This is a genomic window from Segatella baroniae B14 (genome assembly GCF_022024235.1).
Taxonomy (GTDB): Bacteria; Bacteroidota; Bacteroidia; order Bacteroidales; family Bacteroidaceae; genus Prevotella; species Prevotella bryantii.
The window spans coordinates 1,107,378-1,120,730 of the sequence record NZ_CP091800.1; the positions used below are offsets into that span (position 1 = coordinate 1,107,378).

At 42.0% G+C, this 13,353-nt stretch carries 4 protein-coding genes and 2 pseudogenes; all 6 read right to left on the bottom strand.

Annotated features, from left to right (window positions below; translation table 11 throughout):
- Positions 1-35: 35 nt before the first annotated feature.
- Positions 36-1,949 carry a hypothetical protein gene (locus tag L6469_RS14855; RefSeq protein ID WP_371262739.1) on the bottom strand — a complete coding sequence of 638 codons (1,914 nt, stop codon included), beginning with the start codon at positions 1,947-1,949 and terminating at the stop codon, positions 36-38.
- 12 nt (positions 1,950-1,961) lie between these two features.
- Positions 1,962-2,393 (bottom strand): annotated as a pseudogene (locus L6469_RS14860) (alpha-2-macroglobulin family protein); the annotation flags it as partial.
- A gap of 48 nt (positions 2,394-2,441) precedes the next feature.
- A pseudogene (locus L6469_RS14865) lies at positions 2,442-5,735 on the bottom strand (MG2 domain-containing protein); the annotation flags it as partial.
- A gap of 184 nt (positions 5,736-5,919) precedes the next feature.
- Entirely contained in the window at positions 5,920-7,839 is a 1,920-nt protein-coding gene (locus L6469_RS14590; RefSeq protein WP_173652069.1) for a RagB/SusD family nutrient uptake outer membrane protein, read from the bottom strand.
- A gap of 30 nt (positions 7,840-7,869) precedes the next feature.
- Positions 7,870-11,133, bottom strand: coding sequence for a SusC/RagA family TonB-linked outer membrane protein (locus tag L6469_RS14595; protein ID WP_006281960.1), 3,264 nt, complete (start codon positions 11,131-11,133; stop codon positions 7,870-7,872).
- A gap of 627 nt (positions 11,134-11,760) precedes the next feature.
- On the bottom strand, positions 11,761-13,185 hold the full coding sequence (locus L6469_RS14600) for an amidophosphoribosyltransferase (protein WP_006281961.1): 1,425 nt from the start codon (positions 13,183-13,185) through the stop codon (positions 11,761-11,763).
- Between the last annotated feature and the right edge of the window lie 168 nt (positions 13,186-13,353).

Here is a 13,353-nt window from a genome sequence, read left to right on the forward strand (position 1 = left end):
ACTCAAATAAAGAGTCAAGCTATAGTATGATTTCTCTATCTCTGACTGGCATAGGCTTTGAATACTGGTGCATAAACGCTCTGAACAGAACAAGAGCCATTCTGATATTCACCCTTGCGATCGATATAATACTCCGTAGTCAATGTATAATCGCCCTTTGGCATGGTATTGAAGAAGTAATCTGTATGACTGTCGTAAGGCGATACATAACAATTGAATCTCCAGTCGTAACCACTTAACTGCTTTACGGGTTCGAGCGAGGCAGCATGATTGCTGGTTACACGAACATAATCAAAATTACGTTCTGCGTGAATGATAATGACTTCGCGAACTTTATCGCCTACGGTAGGAGTCTTGGTACTGTCTGCGAATTCCAAACGTCGACTAATTGTAAAACCACTCGAGAAACTGGCATCAATATCTGCTACAGGCTGTTCAAACTGAGCATAGACACACCCCCATGACATTCCCGCTACAATGGATTTGTTATGCTGGGCTACAGGATAAGGGTCTGACTGTATCGTGAGCATCTTTCCTTTTGGTTCCTTCAGCTCTGTCTTGCAGAAACCAACAATGGCGGTTGCATCACCCATAGCTACAGATTTACCATCCATTGCAACATGTACTACCCCCTCTGATTCATGCATATCTTTCATATTATCAAGTAACAGGGCATAAATGGCATTCACCGAATTAATCTGTGTATCCCATTCCTGTGTACGCTTTTCTTCGAGCAAATAAGTCTGCATACCGACGAGCATAGCCGTATCGCTTGGCGCAATCTTATGGAAGGCTTCAAGCGCCATACTTACAGTAGGTAACTTATAGTCGTACCATGAAGAGTGAGCCTTACTCGTATCAAAGTAAACACCCATCATCGGTGTTTTTACACTATATTGGCGAATACTCTCCAGAAATTCACGGGCATATTGCTTCTCTCCACGCTTATCAAGTACATTAGCCAGAATAGCCTTGCCATAAATGGTCAACTGATCAGGACGGTCTATAATCTTTCTCATAAGATAATCGATATCTGATTTGAGACTGTCACTCTCTACTCCTCCTGCCATTGCACGAACATAAAGGGCATGGTTTACCATTTCATATGGTATATATGGTAATGATTTTACTCTGCCTTTAGTGCGTTGGCGCTCTTCTGCTTCCTTCTTACGCATCGTTTTGGCCTCATCGCTAATACACTTGTCTATAACCGGCATCGCCTGTCGTAACATCGTCTCTGCATTAGTTATACTTGCAGTCAAAACAGGAAGGCGTGTTGATTGTCCAGCACCAATCAACTGATTCAGGTGAACCAGTTGTTCGGCTATCATGATGGTCATATAATCATTACCTGGCATGCCACTAAACCAGCTCCATCGACCATCGTTATGTTGTAGGTTTCCGAGTTTACTTGCAGCCTCATCTATACGATGACGTAAAGTATCTGGATTAGCTGCCGTACCGAGCATCTTAATGAAAATAGAATCGTTATCAAACTGACTACCTATCTTAGCGATAAGACTGTTGGCATAGAAAGACGACAACTGACTGAAAGCATCTTCATACTTAGGTAGGGTAAGTCCTCCAAGTGCCTGTACAGCATACCATATAGGGTTTTCTGTTGTCTCAATAGTCAGTTTACGTTGAGAAGCATTCTTTCCAAAGAGTTTTTCAACTGGCACAGTAGCTGTTTCGCCACGCTTTATCCGCACAGCCATACTCTTGGTAATGATCTCTTTATTAGGAAGTATTGCCAGATAATGCTGTTCGCCATCGGCTGTGCCATCAGCAGTAGCAGCCACGATTTTGCAGATAACACCATCTTTTATAGTATCACTCTTACGCAAATCGATGGTGAAAACTGCAGAAGTAGTTTGCTGAGCATTTACCACAAAAGGTTTCTTTTCTTCATAAATTACCTCTTCTGTAGCAGGGTCAAGGAGTTGCATCACGATAGTTCCCTTCTGATTTTGCTCTGAGGTATTCACAATACGCGATACCAGTTCACCAGAATCACCTCGTCTCATAAAGCGCGGCATATTCGGCTGGACCACAAAGGCTTTCTGAGCTTTGACCATAGCGTTGGCCCAACCAGTACGCATGTGCTTATCGTGAGCCCAACCGATAAATCGCCAGGCTGTAATACTCTCGGGTAAAGTAAAGGTTAAACTGATTCTGCCCTTCTTATCTGTAACCAATTGTGGCTGCCAAAAGGCCAATTCACTAAAGTTGGTACGAGGAGAAACACTAGGTAAAATCTCCTCAGACACATGATTGGAGGATGCGGGGGTAGCAGCACCTTCTTCCTGTAGTTTTGATCCTCGTATCATGATACTATTACCTACTGCCATTGCTGCATTCATCACATCTGCAGACACAGCCCCGTTTACCATGAAATTCCTCTTCCGCACACCATAACCTACAACTGCTACATCTTTCTGTCGGTTACCACTCTCACGTAGTCTTACACGTAAGGAAGCCCCCGGCTGAGCTACTATCTTTTCACTCATGAAGTCCACAAACGAGAATACCAATTCAAGGGCATGCTGAGAGGCGATTTTGAACTGTCCATTTACATCCGTAATGGCTGATTTCGTATTATCTTTGCTCTTCACTGTGGCACCAATAAGAGGGTTACCCTCCATATCGGTAACAACACCCATTATCAAGCCGACCTTACCAGCATCATATTTTCCTTCACCAGCACTCTTCAACAAGGCAATATCATCGAGTCCCACTCTACCCTGCATCAGATTTCTACGAAATGCACTAAAAGAAAGGTCAGACTCTGGATGATATGGGAAGTAATGGAACAGATGATCTGAATCATAATGGTTAGTAAGACCAGACCATGAGCTTGTAATATAAGGTGTAAAGGTTGGAACATCCATTGTATAATACTCTTTCAAGTAATCGAGTGCTTGATCGAACATTGTACCCGTGAGTTGGGCATCTGCTGGCTTTCCATTTGGATAACGCACATTCATTTTCCAAGTTTCTTTCTCACCCGGCTGTAGTTTATCGCGGAAAGTACTCCAAGTAACCTGCAATTTTGGCTCAGACTCTCTTGGACCTGTTAGTTGTTTTTCCATCTGATATACTTTGCCGTCTTTCACCATAGCCAACGTTAGGATAGCCAAATCGCCCATCGACTTATCATAAGGTATGGTCAATACCTGAAGCGAACTATCACACGAAAGTTGCTCCTTCTTGAGTATCTGACGGCTCGAAGCTAAAGTGTAGAAGAAAGTTACATTTTTTCTACTGCTGCCATACTGTACTCGTATTGCATCTTTCGAACTCTTATAGCCTACATGATCAGCGTAAAGCCAGATATCAGAAGAGGTACAGAGATGCTTATCGGCTAAATTTACCACACGAATATCAGTCTGCGAAGTATCGCCCTCACAGATAGCATAAAGTATATAATCACCTGTATGCATCTGCAGAGCTCGGGTGGAAATCGTAAAAGTTTGATTAGCCTTGACCTTGCGTATAGCATCACCCGCTTCTATCTTGGTCGTCTTACCTTGAGGTACCAAATACCAGAAAGCACTACCCGCTATCGGCTGGTCAGAAAGGTTTTTACGTGTAATCATAATACGAAGCGAATCTTGAGTTACAGTTTCTCCTCCATCATTAACCATAACGGACAAGCGCGCAGGACTCTTACGTACAGGCAGTGATATTTGTGCTTCGTGACTCTCCCCACTTACATCAGTAACCGTGGCTCTTACAGTCACTCTTCTACCCCACTCGTAAGTTGCTGTAGAATGAATAGGAACTCTTACGGAAAAAATACCCTTATTATCGGTTATCGTAGTATCCTTACTGTTATTTCCAACAGAGTATACCACGCGGGCCCCTTGAACGGCATTGTCTGCAAAGGTAGAAGCCTTACCTTTCAGCGTGATGGTATCACCTTGACAATACGCCTCCTTTGGACTAATCCATTCAGCAGTAAAGGTTGGTCGCTTATACTCTTCTACTGAGAAATCTATATTCTGAGAAAAACGCTTATGGATATATACGCCTTGATGTGTAGATACAAAAGACTCCGTATCTTCAGCGAAATTCTTAACATCATTGGTAACCATCAGACTCCAATGACCTGTTTTGGCATTTTTAGGCAATTGATACTCCACGGCTATCGTTCCATAAGCATCAGTATTGGCGATGAGTGTGTCTACCTCTTGATCATCAGCATTGCTGACGATAACGCCTATAGGAATATTCTCGATAGTCTTCATCTTACCCTTGCTTGCATCGCTATAGACTGTAGCAGCAAGATGCACCTTCTGACCAGGACGATAAATAGCTCTATCGGTCATGGTGTGGCATCGTATATTATCGACGTCGTTATGATTCTCAGCTGAGACATTACTATAGAAAGAAGGATAAAGTAACTCTGCAGGACAATAGGTATCTCGACCCAAAACAGGTGCATAACGTATCTGAGTATTGTAGTTGGCAGGTGCATCTATGAGCACTTCTCCCTTCTCGTCACACGTATAAACTGTACCTGGTTTATTGGAAGAACTCATATAAGTATGGATAGAAGCCTTAGACACCGGTTTACCCGTTTTGCGATCAACTACTACCATGCGATACTTATTACCAGGCAACTTCGTAGCCAAAAGGTAAAGAGCCGTGATTTTCACCTGACATTTAGCCACAGAAGCCTGATAATCATCGCCTATAGCACGGATTTCATACCATCCGATAGGAAGAGAAGGAAGAGAATAATTTTGTTTGATTGATTGGAAGACGTCGTCAACGTTGATATTCATCGTTTGTTCCATCTCCACTTTCTCGTTCACCGTAGTATCATTGATTAAACGACGAACCTCAAACTTCAACTGGTGAATATTTCGAGTAGTAATATCCATTTTGATACTATCCAGAGGTGATAATATGGTTCTACTGATAGAAATATTGGCCCTCGGATACATACAATCGTTGACTTGATTTCGCAAGATATTGACATAACGATTATGAGGATGACACCTCACCACACTATCGGCATAGTGGCCACGATCTATCGATTTTGATATTCTCTCAGCTCGCTTACCGGCAAGCCAAACAGATTCATCAAACTCAGGATGCGCCTTAATCAAAGCATCTACCTGTCTGTAATCACCTTTTTTTATCAGCCCTAAACCTTCCACTATAAAAGCTCCAAGCTTATTGCCTTTACGCTGGTAATAAGCCGACATTTCATCATAAGCATTGAAATAAAAACCGATAACATGAAGTAAATCGTGATTAAAAATACTACTGCTTACTCCTATATTTACTAAAGGCACATAATTCTCATGGCGTGTAGCAGCCAAAACATCCAAATGAGCCAAGGCTTTCTTCTTATCACTGACAACAGCATAATAAATCGCCGCCAAAGCAGGATTCTTCTTGTCGAGCAAATCTGCTGTCTTTCGATAATTGGCATAAATACCTTTCACCGAATCAGGCTCTAACGTACGACGAACACTTAATTTGACAAGCTCAGCCGACATCAGTTGACCATAGTTCTTCTGCCGAGTAGCCTTCTTTATAATTTTGTCGAGCGCTTTCAGTTCATTTCTTGGCAAATCACGACGAGCGGCCTCATCTACTTCTTTCCAACCATCTTGATAACTCTGCGCATTTATAGCAAAAGGCAACAAACACATCAAGATCAGAAAAAACAATTTTCTAAAATCTTTCATCCTATATCTTCCGTTCAGATTCTCATTCATATTTAAAATGCTATATATAACTTTTCAAAGGTAAGAATAAATATAATAGAGCATCTTATTTTGACATTCTTTAACCCGAACACGATATCTTGCCAAGAGCGCACTAATTAATAAGGGGAAAGTATACCGAATCACCATTCAGCACCTTTCCCCATTTAACGTCTAAAAATTTAGCACTAGTTTATCACTTCTCATCTGCCCTATAAGCTTCATTCTGATCACACTCCGTGTTCTTCGTCAGTTCATCAGCAGGTATTGGCATATCCATCTTACGGTCATCATACTTATATTGCCGTACAGTCCATGGACTGTTAGCCATATCACTTGCCTCACCACGCTCAGGATAATTATGCGCTACATGATCGGCCATATAACCGCTCCTTTGCATATCAGGACGAAGACACCATTCACAATTGAATTCTTTACGACGTTCCTCATTAACAGCGACTTTCCATACTGGAGAATCGAAACCTTTCTTAGCTTTCAAAGCAGTATACACTGTCTTGGCATCAGGCACTGTAGCTACAGTACTTCCGAAAGGAATCGGATACTCCGTAAGATCATGAATAGGAACTTTAGCTGCTTCACGGGCATTTCTTACCCAGTGAGCATAGTCGTTATAGTATGGCAGGAATTTGTCGGTAAGTTCTTTCTCATGACCATCTTCGAGTTTACCGAAAGCACGATTACGAAGTTCGTTGATCATCTTCCATCCTTCAGTATCATCACCACCATAAAGACGGAAGCGGCACTCTGCATAGTCGAGCATCACGTTAGGCAGACGCTTCCAGTAAATAGGTGTAGGACTCCAGTGACCATCACTCCAACTTAAATAATCAGCTGTAGCTGTACGCCACAATTTAGCACTCCAGATGGATGGTGCCCATTCGCCATTGGTAAAGTGGAACTGAGCAGTCTTTGTATCAGCACCCTTAGACTGGCCGAGAACTTCCTGCAAATAAGGATTCTTGCCGTAAACAGCTGGTTCATACCATCCCTCATACTGAGGATCATAAGCAGGATTATTCGGATCAATCTGTGGAACAGCACCCGTATAGCCAGAAGCCTCACGGCGCTTATCACCCTTTTCGTAACTGCTCCACCACTCCCAAGAGAGGTAGAGTGACCCCCATCCTCCATTCTCAGGGCAAGCTGTATACCACTTCAACATTAGCTTAGAGGTCATATCATTCCATCCACCCCAGTTGGTACCTTCATCGAGCTGTTCGCACCATATCGTCTCCTTATTCCAGGCACCAGCAGGGTCCCAGTTTGTTGTGAAAGAACGGCTCAGTTCATAGACTTTACTGTCTAGTACCTGCTTCAGACATTTTTCAGCTTCCTGCAGACACTTTTTAGCCTCATTCTCATTTTGCTCCTGTCCATTGGCGCCATCGGTAAGACGATATGCTTTCCACATGTAGGCATCTGCCAGATACGTTAGAGCCATACCTTTGGTGCATCGGCCATACTGTCCATTCATCGGAGCCCAATCCAGTTCATCAACAGCTGTCTTAAAGTCGTCGATAATGAAATTCCACATTTCACTGTAAGTAGCTGCACGGGCCTTGGTTGGTGTATTCATATAAGTCTCACCAGTCTTCAACATTGGCACACGCCCGAAAGTGGTAGCCAACCAATGGTAAAAGAATCCTCGGAGTGCACATCCCTGTCCATGAAGACTTTTCTTGACACCCTCACTGAGTCCCGTGGAGGCCTCCAGACCAGCCAGATAATCGTTGGCACGAACAATACCAGCATATACGTGGCGCCAGCCCTTGAGCAATTCTTCGCTTGAAGCGCCCCATTTCTGCGTATTCCAGTCCTTATCCCAACCCGTAGCCTGCGTATCTATGGTAGGATGACTACCCGTAAACAAATTTGGCTTAAAGCCCCAGTCACCATCATAGTCATCATTTGGGAAAACCTGGTCATAGATACCATTAAGACCTGTTGTTGCATTAGCATCTGAGCTATACATGAAATCTTTTGGAATAGCATTGTATAGTGTAGTATCAAGAAAATTGTCGTTGTTGCACGATGTCAAGCCCATAGCCAACATACTACATACAACTGTTCCATATATTAAATATCTTTTTTTCATACGATTCATCTTATTATGGTTGAGAGCAAATTAGAATGTTACGTTTACACCTGCCATGAATGTACGAGGCATAGGGTAACGACCAGTATCAAGACCGGTATAGAGTACCGAACCCTGTCCTACTTCAGGGTCACCATACTTGGCGTAACCTGAAAGGATGCATAGATTCTGAATACCAAAATATACACGAGCATTCTGAATACCGAGGTTATGAACCCAAAGTGAAGGTAAGGTATAGCCCACCTGAATATTGCTGATACGGAGGAAATCACCATTCTTTACCCAAGCATCACTACAACGCATATTGTAATTACCATCTACAAGAGTAAGACGTGGAAGAGAACCTTGACCATTGCGGAAAGCATTCTGATAGTTGTCGGTGAGCAGATTAGGAACAGTCTGGTCGTCTGAAGGAATCATTGTGCTCAATCGCATAGCTGAATAAGAGAGGATATCCTGTCCGAATACACCATACATATAGAGTGAGAAATCCCAGTTCTTATAATTAGCACCAAAATTGATACCATAGTTCAGAGAAGGGAAACCATTGCCAATGATATCCATATCACTCTTGTCTATTGTTTTGTCGCCATTGAGATCTTTCCACTTATAGTCTCCTACATGTGCTGTACCTTCGCTCAATTTTACCTTGCTCAAATAATCCTTCAAGTCTGCTTCATCCTTTATGATTCCGTCGGTACGATAACCATAGTATGAACCTACAGCGTAACCATTAGCACAGATAGAGTGGTTATTCCAGTGTACACCATCAGAAACGGCCTGTACGTTAGAACCGTCGAGGGTTCCTGCTCCATTAGCAGAACATGTGTTATACAATGGTTCACCCATTTCCTCAACCTTATTCTTGATGGTAGAACCAGTAAGAGCTACATTGAAACTGAAATCTTTATTTACCTGTTTGTGATAGCGAATGGCAAACTCGAAACCTTTGTTCTTGATAGTACCATAGTTGGTGTAAACAGATGTATAACCTGCAGATGGACGCATCTGGCGATCCAATAGCAAATCTTTAGTAGTCTTGATAAAATAATCAAGAGAAACACTCCAATTAGAGCAGAAATCGAAATCGATACCAAAGTTTGCCATTTCATTGGTCTCCCACTTCAGATTCTCATCGATAAGAGGAACAAACCAGCCTGTCTTACGGTCACGATTACCAGCAAAGGCACCAGAATAACCATTAGCAGGATAGAAGGCATAAGCTGCGTTTCCACTTAGGGCTGCTATTGACTTGCCCGCCATATTACCAGCATTACCGGTCTGACCCCAACCAATACGTAATTTAAAGTTGTCCACCCATTTCACATTTTTCATGAATGGCTCCTGACTGATACGCCATGCACCTGCCAAAGAAGGGAAGGTACCCCAGCGATTGCTACTACTGAAGTTTGAACTACCATCACGACGAATAGTACCGGTGAAGATATAACGATCCATCAGGACATAAGAGAGACGACCAAAGTAAGAGATTGTATGATTTTCGAGATTACGTGCACCACCATTATCCTTAGTTGTCGGATCATTGGTAAGTGAGATGTCGAAATTATCAGCAGTAGCAAAATTCTTGGCACTTGAGTTTAACCATTGGCCCCACGTCTTGTTCACCTCGAAACCTGCCATTGCTGTAAGGTCATGATTAGCATTTTTGAAATTATACGTGAGATAGGTCTGGTCGCCTAAGCTATAGCTATTATCTGCACTGAAAGAAAGTTGAAGCATCTGGTCTTGCTTCTGAACAATCTCTTGAAGCGAACCACCGATAAAATTATAGCGATGATGGCCACCTGTCATATCATTAGAGTGATTAGAGGTGTACAAATGTGTAGCCTGCGTCTTTAAGTTGAGATGATGTTCCTTCGTGTTGAGGAAAGTTACATCTAAATAGGCTGTAGTCTGTACACGGTCGTGACCATTACGATTACGTGCTCCATTTTCCATTTGCGATGCATATGGGTTACCAGAGAGTGCTGTATTACCTTCCCATCCATCTGATGTGCCTTGATAAGTAGTACCATAAGTACCGTCAGGATTGACTAAATTGACATGCACATATTCGCCACCTAGGACATTATTGACGAGATAGTCTTCGGTAGGTGCCATATAAGCTAAATCACGAAGAGAAGACATGTTACCATTGTTGTTCAAGGCTCCATTACTACCATAACTTGCAGAGTGTACATAGTTAAGATCTGCGCCCACTTCGAGCCATTTGGTTATCTTACTGTTCATGTTGGCACGAGCGCTGAAACGATTATAGCTGGAATTTACTATCAAACCGTTAACATCGAGGTAACCCAGTGACACACTATACTGTGACTTATCACCACCACCAGATACAGAAAGTCCGTACTGCTGGCGAAGTGCTGGGCGTGTCATTTCTTTCTGCCAGTCGATATTGGTACGTTTACCATCATACTGTGCATCCCAAATCTGGTTGAAGATATTCGTACCATCGTTAGCATGTGCCTCACGAATAGAAGCAGCGTATTGATCCACATTGCCTGTCTTCAGTTTATAAGGCAAGGTCTGCAGACCGAAATCGGCAGTTAGGTTTACGTGTGTAGCTCCTTTATTACCGTGTTTGGTGGTAATCATAATAACACCATTGGCTCCATTAGAACCATAGATTGCTGTAGCCGAAGCATCTTTGAGCACTTCGATACTTTCGATATCCTGAGGATTAAGGAAGTTAGCATCATAACCCACCTGAACACCATCTACCACATAGAGTGGACTTGCTACACCATTAATGGTTCCTACACCACGAATGCGGATAGCCGAATTACCATCAGGCGTACCATCCTGCTGAGAAACCAATACACCAGCAGCTGCTCCCTGCAGAGCCTGTCCGATATTGGTAGGTACACGCTTCATAACAGCATCTTTATCGACTGTTGCCACAGAACCGGAGATATCTGATTTCTTCATGGTACCATAACCGATAACCACTACATCATTAAGCGTCTTGCTATCATCTTTAAGCACAATGGTAACAAACCGCTTTCCTGCGATAGCAACGGTCTGTGACTCATAACCTACATAAGAAACTTGCAGTTTAGCATTAGGGGCAGCCTCTATTGAGAAGTTACCATCTAAATCGGAAACCGTACCAGTATTAGTTCCTGCTACACGCACAGTAGCTCCGATAATAGGTTCACCGGTCTGATCTTTCACCAAACCTTTAATGAGGCTTTGGGCCAAACTCTCTAGTGAACTACAGCACAACAAGATAAGCACCATAATGGCCCTGAGCATAGTTTTAAAATACGCCATAAAACTTTTTGTTGGTTTTTTAGATTAAGACTAGCCTTTACCCTTACAAATATCAGAGTAAAAGGCATACGAATGATAGGTTAGGCTTTTTGTCGGGAAAAAGCTTGAAAACGTTGTTTGTACTCTGGCGGTTCAACCAGAAAGTGATTTAGGAGTAATTTTTGCTTGTTGCATTTTCATGATTAGATTGAACATATTAGTTAAATATAAATACATTTTTATTCCATAATATATGAAAATACATCACTGCTAAATAAAAGGAACATGACTGATGCGATCTAAATAGTGGCCGGTGTATTTCTCTTGCGATATTAGAACTTTGGTTCGATGCAAATATATTTATTTGTTACATGAGCATGTTTGCGAAATGTAACAAATACTTTGCAAAACGTATCATTTACCGACATTTTTACGAGTTTGTCGCATTTTTTAACCTAAAAATACAAATTAAAGTTAAATAAATAATTGTATAAAATACGCTTGTTTATACTTTTTGGATAAAATACATAAGAATAAAAAAACCGGAAATACATTCACTTTATAACTCAGTATAAAGGAATGTACCTCCGGTTCCATTCTATAAAAAATTATAACCTTACACCCCCAAAGGGGGTGGCAAGAACTTCATTAGTCATTATCGTGCTCATGACAGTAACTGCTACCATCAAAGCAATGCGTACAAACCTTGCATTTAGGCAGACCGATACTTTCGATAAGATGTTCAATCTTGCTAAATTTCAGACTTGTAAGTCCCAATCGCTTACCGATTTCCTCAACCATACGATTATATTCTGGAGTACCCGTTGTAGCATACTTCTCAAGATTTTTCTTGTCATCACCCTCAAAGTCCTTAATGATACGACGAGTAATAAGTTCAAGATCACTCTTAGAAGAGGTAAAGCCGATAAACGGACAACCATATACTAATGGCGGACATGAAATACGTGCATGCACTTCTTTAGCACCACACTCGAAGAATGTACGTACATTATCACGAAGCTGTGTACCACGAACGATAGAATCATCACAGAACACTACACGTTTACCATTAAGAATAGCCTTATTAGGTATCAACTTCATCTTAGCAACAAGATTACGACGAGACTGGTTACCTGGAGTAAAGCTACGAGGCCATGTTGGGGTATATTTTAGAACCGCTCTCTTATAAGGTATACCTTTACCTTCTGCATAGCCTAAAGCACAGCCTACACCAGAATCAGGAATTCCGCAAACTAGATCGGCAGGGGTATCATCTTCCTTACCCATCATAATACCATTTTTCTCTCGCACATCTTCTGTATTAATACCTTCGTAGGTACTGGTAGGGAAGCCATAATACACCCAAAGGAAAGAACAGATCTGCTGACGCTCTCTTGGACCTTGCAATACCTCCATACCATCGGCACGAAGACGAACAATTTCACCAGGACCAACATCACGAACAGTCTTATAATCCAGATTTGGAAAACTCGTCGTCTCGCTCGATACTGCATAAGCGCCATCCTTCTGGCCAATAACCAAAGGTGTACGACCTAAGAAATCACGAGCAGCTATCATACCATCTTCTGTGATGATAACCATTGAGCAAGACCCCTCAATCTTCTTAAATACATTGTTGATACCTTCAACGAAAGTATTACCCATGTTAATGAGCAAAGCTACCATCTCCGTCTGGTTAATGGTGTTCGCCGACATCTCACTCAAATGCATACGCTTCTGCAACAATTCATCTGCGATTTCCCGCAGATTTGTAATGTGAGCAACTGTGGCCACTGCATAACGTCCCAAATGAGAGTTAATGATGATAGGCTGAGGATCAGTATCACTGATAACACCCATACCCTGGTTTCCAACAAAAGATTCTAGTTCATCTTCAAATCTTGAACGAAAATAATTACGTTCCAAACTATGAATAGAGCGGGTAAAGCCTTTCTCACGGTCAAATGTGACCATACCTGCGCGCTTAGTACCCAAATGCGAATTGTAGTCTGTGCCGTAGAATACATCATCTACACAGCTTTTGACTGCAATTGTTCCGAAAATACCACCCATTGTTAATTTATAAAAGGTTACTTTTAATGATTCACGCATGCAAAGATACAAAAATTGCATGAAAAGTTACAAAAAAACCAGCAGAGATATCACATCTACACTGGTCGACAAATATATTACATTTCCACATTTAAATTGTTCGTCGGGTCAGAGGACATAGAACTGACC